This window comes from Streptomyces atratus (assembly GCF_040655115.1).
Taxonomy (GTDB): Bacteria; Actinomycetota; Actinomycetes; order Streptomycetales; family Streptomycetaceae; genus Streptomyces; species Streptomyces atratus_D.
In genome coordinates this window covers 1-14,268 of sequence record NZ_JBFAJH010000032.1, presented here as the reverse complement: position 1 = coordinate 14,268, position 14,268 = coordinate 1, and the positions used below count along the sequence as shown (strand labels likewise).

12 protein-coding genes and 4 pseudogenes are annotated in these 14,268 nt (G+C 69.3%); 10 read left to right on the top strand and 6 right to left on the bottom strand.

Annotation, left to right across the window (positions count from 1 at the left end; translation table 11 throughout):
• Positions 1 to 114 precede the first annotated feature (114 nt).
• Positions 115 to 312 (bottom strand): annotated as a pseudogene (locus tag AB0I23_RS27585) (acyl-CoA synthetase); the annotation flags it as partial.
• Between the two features lie 143 nt (positions 313 to 455).
• Here AB0I23_RS27585 and AB0I23_RS27580 point away from each other — a divergent pair.
• From AB0I23_RS27580 to AB0I23_RS27555, 6 genes and pseudogenes are all read left to right on the top strand, one after another.
• Positions 456 to 698 carry a DUF397 domain-containing protein gene (locus AB0I23_RS27580; RefSeq protein ID WP_359113203.1) on the top strand — a complete coding sequence of 81 codons (243 nt, stop codon included), beginning with the start codon at positions 456 to 458 and terminating at the stop codon, positions 696 to 698.
• Between the two features lie 291 nt (positions 699 to 989).
• Positions 990 to 1,420, top strand: a pseudogene (locus AB0I23_RS27575) (ABATE domain-containing protein); the annotation flags it as partial.
• Positions 1,421 to 1,459: 39 nt separating this feature from the next.
• Positions 1,460 to 1,891, top strand: coding sequence for an ACT domain-containing protein (locus AB0I23_RS27570; protein WP_359113200.1), 432 nt, complete (start codon positions 1,460 to 1,462; stop codon positions 1,889 to 1,891).
• Between the two features lie 23 nt (positions 1,892 to 1,914).
• Entirely contained in the window at positions 1,915 to 2,415 is a 501-nt protein-coding gene (locus AB0I23_RS27565) for a hypothetical protein (RefSeq protein ID WP_030928952.1), read from the top strand.
• 28 nt (positions 2,416 to 2,443) lie between these two features.
• Positions 2,444 to 2,788, top strand: a pseudogene (locus AB0I23_RS27560) (hypothetical protein); the annotation flags it as partial.
• A 64-nt stretch (positions 2,789 to 2,852) separates the two neighbouring features.
• Positions 2,853 to 3,446: pseudogene (locus tag AB0I23_RS27555) on the top strand (glycosyl hydrolase family 95 catalytic domain-containing protein); the annotation flags it as partial.
• Here AB0I23_RS27555 and AB0I23_RS27550 read toward each other — a convergent pair.
• The gene (locus tag AB0I23_RS27550; protein ID WP_359113198.1) at positions 3,422 to 5,635 is read right to left on the bottom strand and encodes a terpene synthase family protein; all 2,214 of its coding nucleotides are present in this window, start codon (positions 5,633 to 5,635) and stop codon (positions 3,422 to 3,424) included. The pseudogene AB0I23_RS27555 and the gene AB0I23_RS27550 overlap by 25 nt on opposite strands.
• A 386-nt stretch (positions 5,636 to 6,021) precedes the next feature.
• Between AB0I23_RS27550 and AB0I23_RS27545 the strand changes: the two genes are divergently transcribed.
• Positions 6,022 to 7,356, top strand: coding sequence for an N-acetylmuramoyl-L-alanine amidase (locus tag AB0I23_RS27545; protein ID WP_359113196.1), 1,335 nt, complete (start codon positions 6,022 to 6,024; stop codon positions 7,354 to 7,356).
• A 171-nt stretch (positions 7,357 to 7,527) separates the two neighbouring features.
• Here the strand turns inward: AB0I23_RS27545 and AB0I23_RS27540 are convergent, their stop codons facing one another.
• Positions 7,528 to 8,664: an aminoglycoside phosphotransferase family protein gene (locus tag AB0I23_RS27540; RefSeq protein ID WP_359113194.1), complete on the bottom strand. Its 1,137-nt coding sequence runs from the start codon at positions 8,662 to 8,664 to the stop codon at positions 7,528 to 7,530.
• 231 nt (positions 8,665 to 8,895) lie between these two features.
• Here AB0I23_RS27540 and AB0I23_RS27535 point away from each other — a divergent pair, with 231 nt between their 5' ends.
• Entirely contained in the window at positions 8,896 to 10,392 is a 1,497-nt protein-coding gene (locus tag AB0I23_RS27535) for a DNA-binding protein NsdB (protein WP_359113192.1), read from the top strand.
• Positions 10,393 to 10,529: 137 nt separating this feature from the next.
• Here the strand turns inward: AB0I23_RS27535 and AB0I23_RS27530 are convergent, their stop codons facing one another.
• Both AB0I23_RS27530 and AB0I23_RS27525 read right to left on the bottom strand, forming a co-directional pair.
• Complete coding sequence (locus tag AB0I23_RS27530) at positions 10,530 to 11,972, bottom strand: PP2C family protein-serine/threonine phosphatase (protein ID WP_359113300.1); 1,443 nt, start codon at positions 11,970 to 11,972, stop codon at positions 10,530 to 10,532.
• A 319-nt stretch (positions 11,973 to 12,291) separates the two neighbouring features.
• The gene (locus tag AB0I23_RS27525) at positions 12,292 to 12,585 is read right to left on the bottom strand and encodes a hypothetical protein (RefSeq protein WP_359113190.1); all 294 of its coding nucleotides are present in this window, start codon (positions 12,583 to 12,585) and stop codon (positions 12,292 to 12,294) included.
• A 287-nt stretch (positions 12,586 to 12,872) separates the two neighbouring features.
• Here AB0I23_RS27525 and rpmG point away from each other — a divergent pair, with 287 nt between their 5' ends.
• Together rpmG and AB0I23_RS27515 are read left to right on the top strand one after the other, a co-directional pair.
• Entirely contained in the window at positions 12,873 to 13,037 is a 165-nt protein-coding gene (gene rpmG / locus AB0I23_RS27520; protein WP_267007047.1) for a 50S ribosomal protein L33, read from the top strand.
• A 59-nt stretch (positions 13,038 to 13,096) separates the two neighbouring features.
• A complete protein-coding gene (locus AB0I23_RS27515; protein WP_359113188.1) occupies positions 13,097 to 13,357 on the top strand; it encodes a type B 50S ribosomal protein L31 in 261 nt (86 codons plus the stop codon).
• Between the two features lie 164 nt (positions 13,358 to 13,521).
• Here the strand turns inward: AB0I23_RS27515 and AB0I23_RS27510 are convergent, their stop codons facing one another.
• Positions 13,522 to 14,199 (bottom strand): YoaK family protein, encoded by a 678-nt coding sequence (locus AB0I23_RS27510; protein WP_359113186.1) that lies wholly within the window; start codon positions 14,197 to 14,199, stop codon positions 13,522 to 13,524.
• Positions 14,200 to 14,268: the final 69 nt, after the last annotated feature.

Sequence of the window (14,268 nt, the reverse complement as noted above, 5' to 3'; positions counted from 1 at the left end):
CACGCAGGGTGAGCGGATGAGCGTATCCCGTGCCCGAATGGCTTACGACCGGACGGCCGCGTCGCACGTCCGGGAGTGGTCGCGGGGTGACGCACTCGGGTGACTCGGCGCGTCTCAGCCCTGAGACCCGCTGCCGGACTCCACGACGGAGCGGGCCCACCGGTAGTCGGCCTTGCCGCTCGGTGAGCGCTGGATCTGCGGGGCGATCACCAGCTGCCGGGGGATCTTGTATCCGGCGAGACGGCTCCGGCAGTGGACCTGGAGGTCGTCGAGCGAGGGCTCGGCCGCCCCGGCGGCGGGGCGCAGTTCTTCTCCATGTGGCTGGTCGGAACCGAACCGCCCACCGGTTGATCCGGCTGCCGTCCCGGATCGGCCGAACGACTTGGCCGCGGCCTGTCCGGGACCGCCGACGGTGGCTAGGCTTTGGGCCGGGATGGCGAGCGGGAGGAGCCGACGTGGCGGAGAGCACCACCACCCAGCAGTCCTTTGCCGGCTGGGACAAGCCGGACCTCGATCTCAGCAACGCGGACTGGCAGCCGGGCACCCAGGGGGCCGGGGATGTCCAGATCGCCTTCGTCGAGGGATTCATCGCGATGCGCAACGCCGGTAAACCCGGCAGCCCCTCGCTGATCTTCAGCCCGGCCGAATGGCGGGCCTTCGTGGTGAACGCCCGCGACGGCGAGTTCGACCTCACCTGACGTCCGGCCTCGCCCGACGGCCGCTCACCCACCTGCACCTCGGCTGCTGGTGGAAGCGTGGACCGCTCCGGGCCCGTCCGCGTGTGCGCAATCCGTTTGGCTTCCCGCGACCGACAGGCGGTTGTCCCGGTTCGAGGGTCCATCTGCAGTTACCCGAGGCCAGGTAGATGGTTCCGCTCGTCGACGCGGACAGCCCGACCACACCACTGTGACACCACGGCGGGGCTGATTGTCCGGGTGCGCGAGCGGCTCGTCCTGCTCGGGCTTGCCCAGGCAGGTGAGGGCTGGACAGCCGACGAGGATGTCCTTGCCGCCCTACGGTCACTGCGCGCCGCCGTCCGGGCGCTCTTCGCGCGCGCCGTCCGCCCCGACGAGCCGAGCCCCGACGACGCGGGCAGCCTGATGCCCGTGCCCGTGGCACTCGACCGGCTCAACGCCGCGGCCGCCGCTGTCCCGGCCGTCCCGTGCCTGGCCTGGCCGGACGGCGGCACACCCCTCGCCTCCCCTCGCCCGACCGGAGGTACGCCGCGAGGGAAGGCCCTGCCCGCGACCCCGCCCCGCGCCGCGATCGGCTTCCTCGCCGGACCGGTCCGTGCCGCACTGCGCGCCTGCCACGCCCCACGGTGCGTCCGCTGCTTCGTCGAGGAGCACCCCCGCCAGGAGTGGTGCACACCGTCGTGCGGCAACCGCGCCCGATGGTCCGCCACCACGAGCGGCACCGCACCCGCACCCCCGGAACGTGCCGCAGTAGCGTGGTGATCATGACTGTCGAGCGTGATCTTCGAACCCTGCTGAGCGGCCTGCGACCGGAGCTGAATCCTGGCCGGTACGTCTTTACCACGGTGCCCGGTGGCGCAGTCCCCGCCGGAGTCGCTCCCGTGGTCACGGTCGCCGAACATGAAGGGCTGACCCTCGTGCTCCCCGAAGCGGAAGCCCTCGCCGCGGAGCTTGAGTACGACTTCGTGGCGGCCTGGATCACTCTCCGCGTCCACTCCGCCCTGGACGCCGTCGGACTCACCGCCGCCGTGGCACTCGCCCTGACGGACGCGGGGGTGAGCTGCAATGTGGTGGCGGGTTACCACCACGACCACCTGTTCGTTCCCCATGGACGTGGCACCGAGGCGGTAGGGGTGCTGCAGGCCCTTGCCGCGGAGTCCGACGGGAGGGTCTCCGGGCCCGACTCCGCAAGGTGAGCCGGGACACGTAACATGTCTGCATGTCCTTCCTCCGCCGCCGTAGCGCCGCCACACCCGCGGGCCCGGATTTCGACGTCCTGGCCATGGACCCGGGCGACTGGCCCGGAAATCTCGGCGCCGGTCTGCTTCCCGCCCCCGACGGGAGCTGTCAGGGCGTCTTCCTGCGGTACGACCTGTTCGGCGGCCGCGGACCCGCGATGATCATCGGTAATCTCCCGGAGGGCTCGCCCGCCCGCGAGACCGAGGAGGGCCAGGTCCCCTTCGAGGTCGCGCAGCTGCTGCTCGCACTGGAGAACGACGAGCCGGTCGAGGTGACCGGCACCGATGACATGCCTGTGATGCAGGGCGACAACCTGCTGATCGTCCGGCGCGTCAAGCTCTCCGAGACCCGGATTTCCTGCGTCCAGTTCGACCGCAGCGACGGCGTGCTCGTCACCATCGCCAGCTGGGACCGGCCGATCACCGACGATCTGTACACCCTGCTGAAGCCGCTGCCGGCCGAGCTGTTCCAGCAGGGCTGAAACGTCCCTGCTCCTCCTCCCGCATCCTATGGGGCCGTCCGTACTGATCGGGCGGCCATGGGGTCACTTCTGTCCATGTAGTCGCAGCCTCTGTCCAAGAGGCTGCTTTGTCATGCGTCTTGTCCGGCCATTCGTCGGACCTTCAGCCTCATGCGGTAGGACACCTGGGGTCACGCGATGTACGACGATCACGTTCCAGGTCTTCGGCGACCTGCTGCTGGACCTGGCGAAGGCCCCCGACGCCTACACCCACCAGGACGCCCGCCGCACCAGAGAGTTCTTCGTTTCCCACCCCGGCAGGGTCATCGTCGGCCGCCTCGCCGCGGACCGTCCGGGACAGGTCTCTTTCACGCTCCGCTGCACCTTGCCGCGCAGCGACTTCTCGGCCACCGCCGCGGGGGTCCGGCTCACCGTACGGGGCGTGTTCCAGGACAACGGGCCAGCTCCAGGAGTGGAAGACCGACCGCGACGACCCGGCCGACGAACACCGTCAGGTCTCGCCCCTGTTCGCCCTGCATCCCGGGCGGCAGATCGAACCCGGCAGCAAGTGGGCCCAGGCCGCCAGGGTCTCCCTCGGGGCGCGCGGTGACGGCGGCACCGGCCGGTCCAAGGCGTGGAGGATCAACTTCTGGGCGCGGCTGCGCGACGGCGACCACTCCCACACGATGCTTTCGGAACAGCTGAAGAGCTCCACCCTCCCCAACCTCTGGGACACCCACTCGCCGTTCCAGATCGACGGCAACGTCGGTGCCACCTCGGGCACTGCCGAGATGCTGCTGCAGAGCCCGTACGGCGAGGTCGAGATCCTCCCCGCCCTCCCGGCCGGCCGGCCGGAAGGGTCGGTCCGCGGACTGCGCGCCCGGCGAGGCTTCACCGTCGGCATCGAATGGTCCGCGGGGCAGGCCCGCCGTGTGGTGATCACGGCGAGCCGCAGCCGCGAAGTGACCGTCCGCAGCTCACTGTTCGCGAACGGCAAGAAGGTCTTCAAGGTCCGTGCGGGTGGTCGCTACACGCTGGTCGCCGAGGGCTGAGCGAACAGCGCGGTCACCCGCGCCGCCGAGATGCCGAGCCCCGTGGGACCACTGAGGTGCCACGGGGCGCCGGTACCGCGCCGCAGATCCTCCTCGCGGTAGCGCCGGCAGCCCCGGTGCCAGATCAGGATGCCCGCGATCCAGTGCTTGAGCTCCTGGACATAGTCCGCCAGGATCTCCTTCGCCTCGGCGTCCAGCCCGAAGTCGTCGTACAGGACGGGGAGTTCCTGTTCGGCGACATGGAGGAACTGGCGGAGCCGGGAGTTCATCAGGTCGTGCACGATCGCCACCCCGGTCGGATAGTCGACCCCGAAGAAGTTCTGCACGACCAGGACGCCGTTGTGCACCTCCCCCTCGTACTCGATCTCCTTCTGGTACGAGAAAAGGTCGTTGAGCAGGCATGCGTAGTCGGCGGCGGCGTTCTCGAGGGAGCACAGCGGACCGCTGCGGTAGATCTCTTCCGGCACCTTCCTGCCGTGACCGAGCCGGGACAGACTCATCGTGAGATCCGAACCGAACGTCAGACGCCGCATCTCGATGTAGTCCACCGGATCCGGGATCCGGTTCTGTGCCTGATTGGCCAGTTCCCACAGCCAGCTCGCCGTCATCGACTCGATGGCCGTACGGAACGCGCGTCGTGCGCTGTCGTCCATCGGGGCCGAGGTCCGCTCCCAGAGATCGGCGAGACCGCGCTCCAGCGCGTTCACGGGTTCCGGCCTCGCGGAACCGTCCAATGGCATGAACAGCGACAGTCGCTCGTTGGCCAGCCGCGCCCCGGCCAGGTCACGCGGCCGCCCGTGCACCACCGGGAACCAGTCGTCGCCGTACGTCCCCCAGGCCAGCCACTGCGAGGAGAGGTCCAGCTCGTCCGGCGTCGCGTCCGGATGCAGACCCGCCGCGCACAGCGGCAGATCGATCGCGACGAGCCGCTTCTCGTCCCAGATGTGCGATCCCGGCACGCCCGGCTGTGCCTCCAGGATCCCCATCCGGCGCGCCCAGTCGACGATTCGGACCCGGGACCCGTCCAGATGCGGACTGAGCGTCGTGCCGAACGGCAGGTCGAAGTCGGGCAGCAGCGACGGACCGACGTGCCGGTACGGCACATGGGTGTGGCTGCGCAGCCGGGCCGACTCCGAACGCGGAGTGAACCGGATCGACGCCGCGGACATACCGAAGCCGAGGACGGCCTCACCGGCCCCGTCGTTGTTCATGTAGCGGCTGGAGCGCATGTGCCACTCATGACCACCGGACTGCCAGTCCTGCAACCCCTTGACATAGGCGAGCACCGCGGCGGTTTCCGCCGGGCCGAGCCCCTTCTCCGCGCACAGCGGCCCGAGTTCGGTGAGCGCGGTGTTCTCGAACTGCTGGAGCCGCGAGGTCAGCAGATCGTTCACCGCCTCGGCCGCCTCCTGAGTGGAGCAGCCCAGGAACGTCTCCAGCACCAGCACACCGTTGCTGTTCTCGCCCTCGTCCTCGACCTCCCGCTGGTACGAGAAGAGGTCGTTGCGCAGATGCACTCCGTCGGAGAAGGCGTCCCGCAGCACCCGCAGCGCACGCTCGTCGGCCAGCGGCTCGGGCACCTCGGCGCCCGCCGCGTACTCCACCAGACCCGCGGACCAGGGGGCTCCGCCCACCTTGCGGCGCATCTCGATGTACTCGACGGGATTGGCGATGCGTCCCTCGGTGATATTGGCGAGCTCCCACAGCGACTCGTTGAGCAGATTCCTTGTCGCCTCCGCGAACCGGGCCCGCCAGGCGTCGGACATGCCCGGCACCGTCCGCGCCCACAGGTCGGCCAGCCCAGCCTCAACCGGATTCGTCGGTTCCGGTGTCGGCGCCCCGCGCTCCATCGGCATGAAGGCGGGCAGCCGGTCCAGATACTCCTTTCCGCCCTCCCGGTCCGGGGTGCGCTTGAACAGCTCCAGGAAGTGGTCGTCGAAGAAGAACACCCACACATACCAGTCGGTGACCAGCGACAGGGCCTCCGCCGAGCAGTCGGGATGGGTGTACGCGCAGAGCAGCGCGTAGTCATGGGAGTCGAGGTCCTTCTCCTCCCAGATGCCGGACCCCTCCAGCATCCCTATGCTGCGCGCCCAGGACCTGGTGTGCTGTCGGGCCTCCTCGACATGGGGGTTGAGCCGCGCCGGATACGGAACGTAGAAGTCCGGCAGGGTGAAGGGCTGAGTCATGTGCGTCCGGCCTTTCCGGGAGGTCTCCGCGCAGGGTCGCGCGTACCTGTCGTGTCCGCGCGAGCACTACCCCTGGGCAGTCCGGGGCACGCACACCCGGAATTAGTCACACAAAAAGTACGTCCTGAGGGAAGGTGCCGACGCGCTCCGGCGCCGGGTCCCCGTTCCGTAAAACCCAGGTAACGGCCCACCGCCAGAACCAGGTTGCCGCTTTCCCGTCACAGGTCAGAGCCCGTGCCAGTGGTCTGGGCCAGTGGCTCGACCGGCAACCCCCGCTGTGGTCTTGACGCGCCATCACCTCAGGTCACAGAGTGTGCGCCCATAGCGGAACAGTGAGATCGGACCACGTACGACATTCCATGCGCACAGCTCCAAGAAGGGTTGTCATGACGTCCAAGCAGAGGACCAGACTCACGCTCGCCCTGACCACCGTCGGCGCCCTGAGTCTCGCGCTGCTCACCCCCGCGGCGCAGGCCGGCGCGGACGGGGTGCGGCCCGAGTGTCCGCGCGACCTCGACTGCGACTGGGTCCCGGCGGCCTACCGGCAGACCGGCGATCCGGCCGACAAGGAGACGTACGGCAACTACGACACCGCGGACCGACCGCACAGCAACAAGATCAAATTCATTGTTCTGCATGACACCGAGGAAGACTTCGATACCACCCTGAAAATCTTTCAGAACCCGTTGAAGCAGGCCTCCGCCCACTACGTGGTGCGCTCTGGCGATGGTCATGTCACCCAGATGGTCAAGGACAAGGACGTCGCCTGGCAGGCGGGCAACTGGTACGTCAACACCCACTCCATCGGCATCGAACAGGAGGGGGTCGCCGTCGAGGGTGCGAAGTGGTACACCCCCGAGATGTACAACTCGACGGCGAAACTGGTGCGTTACCTCGCCGACAAGTACGACATCCCGCTCGACCGGCAGCACATCATCGGCCACGACGGCGTGCCGCCCACCAGTGCGGCCGGTACCGTGAAGATGCACTGGGACCCGGGTCCCTACTGGGACTGGAACCGCTTCATGGCACTGCTCGGCAAGCCGACGACCGTGCCGAGCGCCCCGAAGAGCAGTCCGCTCGTCACCGTCAGCCCCCGGTTCCAGGACAACCAGCAGGCCTTCCGCGACTGCGAGAAGGGCGTCGACCTGCCGGTTCAGGGCAGCAGCGCCGTCCCGCTCCACACCGAACCCTCCACCGACGCACCGCTCTTCTCCGACCCCGGCCTGCACACCGACGGCTCGCCCGGCACGAACTGCGCGGCCGACTGGGGAAGCAAGATCAGTGCGACCCACCAGGCGGTCGTCGCGGACCACGCACCCGGCTGGACGGCGATCTGGTGGTACGGCAAGAAGGCCTGGTTCCAGACCCCGGCGCACACCCGTACCACCGTCCCGACCGCCGGCTACGTCCTACGCCCGAAGGAGGGCCGGGCCGAGGTGCCGGTGTACGGGGTGGCCTACCCGGAGAAGTCCGAGTACCCCGCGGACTTCGCGGACAAGCGGGTCGGAACGGCGCTGCCGTACACGATCAAGGCCGGGCAGTCGTATCCCGGCGGCGGCGAGGCGCCGACCGGGTTCTTCTACGCCCCGACGATCGACGCGTCGTACCCACTGGACCACTCGTACTTCCAGGGCCAGGAGAAGTATGTGACGGTGCAGATCGGGCACCGGGTGGCCTTCGTGAAGGCTTCCGACGTGGACATCGTGCGGGTCCGATGACGGCCGGCGGGCAGAGTGAGTCCTGCGGGGCTCGCCCTGCCCGCCCCTTCCCGCAGCCTTCGGCCCGTTCAGTGCGTGAGGACGGACCGGGACCCGGGGTGGAGCCCGCATGCCGCGGGCCCGGTATGTCGGCACCGGACCCGCGGCACGTATCCCCCGGAGAGAGCCGCGTCAGCGAGTGCCGACCGCGGCACGCACAGCGCGTCGGGCCATCGCGCAGTCGTCATGCAGCCGACGCAGCAGCAGCCGCTGCTCCTCGCCCGACGACAGCGCACCCGGCCGGTCCTGACCACCGCCCGTGGGCACGCCGTCCCGGATGGCCCGCTGCACTGCCGTCTCGTACGTACGGATCTCCCGTGTCAGTACGATCATCAGGTTCACCAGGAACGCATCCCGCGCCGCGGGCCCTGCCGCCTGCGCCAGTTGGCTGATCTGCCGCCGCGCCACCGGCGCGTCACCCAGCACCGTCCACAGCGTCGCCAGGTCGTACCCCGGCAGATACCAGCCCGCGTGCTCCCAGTCCACCAGCACCGGACCCGTGGGCGACAGCAGGATGTTGGAGAGCAGTGCGTCACCGTGGCAGAACTGCCCCATGCCCTGGCGGCCGCCCGCATGCGCCAGACCGTGCAACAGCTTCTGCAGGTCGCCCAGATCGCGGTCGGTGAAGAGCCCCAGCGCGTGGTAGCGGGCGATGCGTGAGGCGTAGTCCAGCGGGGAGTCGAAGAGCCCCGCGGCCGGCCGCCACGCGTTGACCCGGCTGATCGCGCCGAGCGCGGCCCTCACATCGGCGCGGGGCGGAGCCTCCGCCGGGTGTCTCGTCAGCGCCGCCACCCGTCCCGGCATCCGCTCGATGACCAGGGTGCAGTTCTCGGGATCCGCGGCGATGAGCCGCGGTACCCGGACCGGCGGGCGGTGCCGGACGAACACCCGGTACGCCGCTATCTCGTGGCGGAACCGCTCGGACCAGGCGGGGGAGTGGTCCAGTAAACACTTGGCGACCGCGGTGGCGCGCCCGGTGGTACCGACGATGAGCACTGAACGCCCGCTGCGCCGCAGCACCTGGACCGGATTGAACTCCGGGCAGATCCGGTGCACGGAGGCGATCGCCATCCTCAGCTGTGCACCCTGCGGGCCGGACAGGTCCAGCCTTCCGCTGAGCCGTGCGGCACCCGGTCCCGCAGGCCGCCTGGGCCGGACCGTGCCCGGAGCCGACGGTACGGCACGGGGGTCGAGGTACGGTCCGCCGCCCGCTCCCATGGGACGCAGCGGCCGGGGCGGGACGGACACGGAGGACGATGCTGTGTACATGGGCGAGACAGATCCCTTCGTGCGCCGACTGGTTGCGTACGCCGCCCCGGCCGGCGGCCGTTCGGCACCCTGGGGAGTACCTAGGGCTGCCGGACGGGGTGGCGCTTTCCTACCTGACACCGGACCGCGGGTTGCGGACCATCTGGCGAACCCTGGCGAACCCTGGCGAATAGTCGCAACGCATCTGACAGGGGGTTAGTGTCAACACAGCCGAGAACCTGGGGGCTTGACGTGACCGGAGAACCCAACACCCGCCTGTCCGACCTGTTCGGCCTTGCCGGCTGGTCCAAGGGCGAACTCGCGAGAATGGTGAACCGGCAGGCGGCGGCCATGGGCCACCCGCAGCTGGCCACCGACACCTCGCGGGTGAGGCGTTGGATCGACATGGGGGAATCCCCCCGCGATCCCGTGCCCAAAGTGCTGGCTGCCCTGTTCACCGAGCGGCTCGGTCGTGTCGTGACCATCGAGGACCTCGGGTTCGGCCGGCGCGGGCGTGTGGGGAAGCAGCAAGAGGTCGGGACGCAGAACAATCCCGACGGACTGCCGTGGGCGCCCGAACGGACGGCAGCGGTCCTCACCGAATTCACGGGAATGGACCTCATGCTCAACCGACGCGGCTTGGTGAGCGCGGGCGCCGCGCTCGCCGCAGGATCGACCATCACCGGACCCATGCACGACTGGCTGCACACCGACCCTGTTCTGGCGGCCGACGCTCCACGGAACGACGATCCCCTCCACGCGGACCAGGCCGGCTTCGACCGGTACGAGGCCGCCCCCATCGGATCGGAGGAGATCGAGGCACTGGAGCGGTCCGTCGAGGTGTTCCGCGCCTGGGACGCCTCCCGGGGCGGCGGACTCCAGCGCAAGGCCGTCGTGGGCCAGCTCAATGAGGTGGGGGGCATTCTCGCCTACCGCCACCCCGACCATCTGCAGCGCCGCCTCTGGGGCGTCGCTGCCAACCTCGCCGTTCTCGCGGGGTGGATGTCCCACGACATCGGTCTGGAACCCACCGCCCAGAAGTACTTCGTCATCGCCGCCCATGCGGCGCGCGAGGGAGGCGACCGTCCGCGCGCGGGCGAGGCGCTCTCCCGGGCGGCCCGTCAGATGGTCCACCTGGGCCGTCCCGACGACGCCCTGGACCTGATGAAGCTGGCCAAGTCCGGCTCAGGGGACATGGTGCTGCGACGCACCCAGGCGATGCTCCAGACCATCGAGGCGTGGGCACAGGCATCCATGGGCCGGGGGCAGGCCATGCGCCGTACCCTCGGCGAGGCCGAGGAGCTCTTCGTATCGGACAAGGAGGATGTGCCGCCGCCCAGTTGGATGCAGATGTTCGACGAGGCGGATATGCACGGCATGCAGGCCCTGGCGTTCCGTACGCTCGCCGAGCACGAACCGGCGGTGGCGATCATTGCCCAGCGCCATGCCAAGCAGGCACTGGAGCTGCGCGTCAACGGGCGCCAGCGTTCCAAGATCTTCGACTACATCTCGCTCGCCTCGGCGTGCTTCATCGCCGACGACCCGGAGCAGGCCGACCGTTACGCACGGCTCGCCCTGGTGACGATGGGGGAGACTTCCTCGCACCGCACCTGGGACCGACTGCGCGAAATGTACCGGCTCACCGGTCAGTTCGCGGGATACGCGAAGATCCAGGACCTGCGCGAAGAGATCGAGCTCGCCATGCCGCAGAGCTCGGTCATCAAGCGGCCCAGACGTTCGGAGATCTGATCCGCCGGCGCCGCGAAGAAGGGGCGCGCCGACAACCGACCGTCCGAGCACCGCATGCGTAGGCATCTCGTCCGCCTGCGTTCCCGTGCCGTGCCGCTATGCGCTCCGCTCGCGTGCTTCTGCGGACTGCGGGGCGCTCACGCCGCGACGCGGGCGATCAGCACGCATCCGTCGTCCAGGCGCTCGGTCCCACCGAACTCCTCTACGACGGTACGTACGCACTCCTGTGCCGTACGGGCCTCGGCGAAGCGCGGCGCGAGACCGAGCAGTGCCTCCGGGCCCGTACTCCGGTCACTGCGACGGGTCAGTCCGTCGGTGTGCAGAACCAGCACGTCACCGGGCAGCAGGTGCACTTCGTCCTGCTCGTACGCGACTCCGGACGCGGCTCCGAGCAGCACCCCGTCCGGCGGGGGCAGCGGGCGTCCCGCTCCGTCGCGGAAGAGCAACGGCGCGGGGTGGCCCGCCTGCGACCAGGCGAGGGTGCCGGTCGCCGGGTCGAAACGGCAGCACACCGTGCTCCCGAGAGCGGGCTGGGCCGACGATTGGAGCAACTGGTTGAGATGGCCCATCAGAGCGCCAGGCTCGATGCCGGCGACGGCCATGCCCCGTAGTGCGCCCAGCAGCATCGCCATGGCCGTGGTGGCCGGGATGCCATGACCGGTCAGATCACCGACCGTGAGGAGCGTCCTGCCGTCGGGCAGCTCCAGCGCGTCGTACCAGTCGCCGCCGATCAGGGCGCTGGAATCCGACGGCAGATAGTGTGCCGCCACATCCAGTGCGTCGGGTCCCTGCCGCGGGAGCCGCAGTGAGCCGCGCCACGGGGGCAGCACGGTCTCCTGCAGCTCGACCGCCATCCGTCGTTCGGTCTGCGCCATGTGCTGCTGGCGCCGGATCGAATCACGGGTCCGGCTCACCACGCGCTGGCTGCGCCGCAGTTCGCTCACATCGCGCAGGACCGCCCACATGGAGGCGGTACAGCCGTCCGCGTCGAGGACGGGTTCGCCCATCATGTGCAGGGTGCGCGTCCGGCCGTCGGTCCGCAGAATGCGGAACTCGCCGTCTATCGGCTTTCCGTCGACCAGACAGGACGTCACCAGGGACGTGAGCAAGGGCTGGTCCTCGGGAAACAGCACGGACGGAAGTTCGTCCAGCGACAGCGGTCCCGCCTGCGGGGACCGGCCGAAGATCTGGAAAAGCTCCTCCGACCAGCTGACCTCGTCGGTCAGCAGATTCCACTCGGCGCTGCCCACGCGGCTGAGCAGTGAACCGGGCTGTGGCTCGTCGAGGGCTTCCTGTCGGGCGGGCTCCGGCTCATCGACGAGCTGCTCCGTGGTCCCGGGCGGCAGACCTTCCTTCAGCTGTCCCAGATGCGTGCCGAGATCATCGAGGTGATGGACCGCCAGTTCGCAGAGCGCACGCTGCCAGCGCAGCAGCGGATCGTCCTCGTCGATCAGGACGGCGTCCTGCCGCACCGCGTCCACGTCTCCGCGCAGCCGAAGGGTCCGGTTGATGAGCACGTCGACGGCATCGCGCTGGGGTGGCTGTGGGGCGGGGAGGTCCGCGGACAGATGGGGCGGCATCTCGTACTCCGATACAGGCACGGCACAACCAGGTCTGGGGGGTGACCGATGACGACTGTGGCACAGGCCGAGGAGGCCCGTAAGTGATTTGGCAACACTCGATACGTTGTTGCGTCTGACATATGCCACAGGCTGCCTGAGTCGCGGATTCTTCGAACAGCCTTGCTTTTGCCGGGTGTTGATGCAAGTCATTCGGCGTGCACGACGCTGCGCGCGCCCGTGCGCGCCGGTGCCGCACGTCGCACCGCACCCGATAGGGGCATATGCGAGGAGCCCCCGCGGATGCGCAGGGGCTCCGGCGGCCGGGAGGCGGCCTCGGCTAACAGACGGCGATACGCCCGTACGAGCCCACCTTCCACTTCCATTCCAGGGTCTCGCCCGGGAGCGTGGTCCAGCACTGCTGGTCCGGACCGTTCTTGATGACCAGCTGGATGTGCATGTTCTTGCCGCAGTTGTTGGTCGTCCAGGCGGTCTTGTTCTGCTTGACGACCTCACGCGCGATACAGGCGGGCGCGGTGCCACCCGCGGCGGCCGCCGGGCCCGCCGTGGTCAGTGCGGAAACGGCGATCATCGCCGTGGCGGCTGCGGTCGTCAGGGTGTTCTTGAAGCGCATGGCTGTCGTTCCTCCGGCAGTCGTTGCTGTGCTTGGCATAGCGATCAACGAGCGTCGTCGCTCATCGTGGCGCCGTCCGCGAAAGTCGCGGGTCTCTGCGAAAAGGGTCTCTGCGGGATTGCGGCAGCCGGCATTCAAGACCGCCGACACGCCCGATCCTCGTCGCCGCGCGCCGGTGCGCGGAGCGGGAATGCCACCGGACCCACTCGCGTTACAGCATCAGAACGAAAACGACACTCATTCCCACAAGATCGGGATGGGGTCGGCGGAATCGACCGGAGGTGCCCATGGCACGCAGTGAAGCCCGCCCCGTCGTCACTCTGAGGTCGACGGCCGGTACCGGACAGACCTACGTGACCCGCAAGAGCCGTCGCAACAACCCCGACCGACTGGTGCTGCGCAAGTTCGACCCCGCCGCGGGGCAGCACGTCCTCTTCCGCGAGGAGCGCTGACCCGTCGAGTCCGACCGCCAGGAGCAGCCCGTCCCCACAGCAGCAAGGAAGGAACGCGTATGAAGCCCCGCATCCACCCCGTCTCCCGGTCGGTCGTCTTCCGCGACCGCGCCGCGGGAATCGCCTTCCTGACCCGTTCGACCGCCGACTCCGACCGGAGCGTGGAGTGGGAGGACGGCGCCAGTTACCCGGTCATCGATGTGGAGACCTCGTCGGCGAGCCACCCCTTTTACACCGGCACTCATCGGGTACTGGACACGGCGGGCCGGATCGAACAGTTCCGGCGCCGCTACGGGACCGCGGTGCACGCCGCGCGCTGAGGAGGCGGTGTGCCGCGTCACAGTGGGCGGTGCGGATTCCGGGGAACAGGATCCAATGGTTTATCGTTCACCTATATGTGGATGACGCGCACAGCGCCCACTCCCAGGCTGCCCCGGCTGGATTCCCCCGATCCGGCCGGGGCTTCTCTCCGTCCGCCCGACCCTCACTTCCGGGACGCGCGCCCCGACACCACCTCGACCAGCAACGCACCGGCCGCCGGCACCGCCGCGACCACGGCTGCGGCGCCCGGCCAGAGCCGTACCGTCAACGCGGTCACCGCCGCGCCCGCCACGACGGCGAGCAGCCGGCCGATCACCCAGCCGTCCCCCTCGCGCAACGCACGCAGCGCCACGCGACCGACGAGGGACGTCAGTGTGCCGGTGAAGTAATTGGTCGGCGTCGCGCGGATACGGCCCTGAATCCCCATCGCCAGGGCAATGATCGCCAGCAGCCCCAGCCGGTCCCTGGCGGACGGGACCAGGTCGAGCCCCCACACCACGGCGCCCGCCGCGAGCAGCGCCACCTCGACCAGCAATATCAACGACAGCCGGTATTGCAGCCGCTCACTCATCCACGCACCGCACGCGACCCCGAAGCCGTACGCGACGAGCGCGGTCACGACACGCAGCGCCACCCCGTCCTCCCCGGCACCGGCGGCGGAAGCACCCAGCAGCACCAGATTGCCCGTCATCACCCCGGCGAAGACCTGGCCGACACAGATGAAGACGAAGGCATCCGCCGCCCCGGACGCGGCGGAGAGCAGTATCAGTGCCCATTCGCTTCGTGGATCGCGCACGGAGCCCGTGCTCGGCCGGCCGGTGGGCACAGTGGGAGTGGACACGGCTGACACCCTAGGTCCTGGCGTCAAACTGCCGTCGTCGCTCCAAGGGCGGCCGCGGCAGTTTGACGC

Bases quoted from the DNA above. Each gene is read 5' to 3' on its own strand.
- AB0I23_RS27570 (WP_359113200.1), top strand. From the start codon at position 1,460: ATGACTGTCGAGCGTGATCTTCGAACCCTGCTGAGCGGCCTGCGACCG.
- AB0I23_RS27565 (WP_030928952.1), top strand. From the start codon at position 1,915: ATGTCCTTCCTCCGCCGCCGTAGCGCCGCCACACCCGCGGGCCCGGAT.
- AB0I23_RS27550 (WP_359113198.1), bottom strand. From the start codon at position 5,635: ATGACTCAGCCCTTCACCCTGCCGGACTTCTACGTTCCGTATCCGGCG.
- AB0I23_RS27545 (WP_359113196.1), top strand. From the start codon at position 6,022: ATGACGTCCAAGCAGAGGACCAGACTCACGCTCGCCCTGACCACCGTC.
- AB0I23_RS27540 (WP_359113194.1), bottom strand. From the start codon at position 8,664: ATGTACACAGCATCGTCCTCCGTGTCCGTCCCGCCCCGGCCGCTGCGT.
- AB0I23_RS27530 (WP_359113300.1), bottom strand. From the start codon at position 11,972: ATGCCGCCCCATCTGTCCGCGGACCTCCCCGCCCCACAGCCACCCCAG.
- AB0I23_RS27525 (WP_359113190.1), bottom strand. From the start codon at position 12,585: ATGCGCTTCAAGAACACCCTGACGACCGCAGCCGCCACGGCGATGATC.
- rpmG (WP_267007047.1), top strand. From the start codon at position 12,873: ATGGCACGCAGTGAAGCCCGCCCCGTCGTCACTCTGAGGTCGACGGCC.
- AB0I23_RS27515 (WP_359113188.1), top strand. From the start codon at position 13,097: ATGAAGCCCCGCATCCACCCCGTCTCCCGGTCGGTCGTCTTCCGCGAC.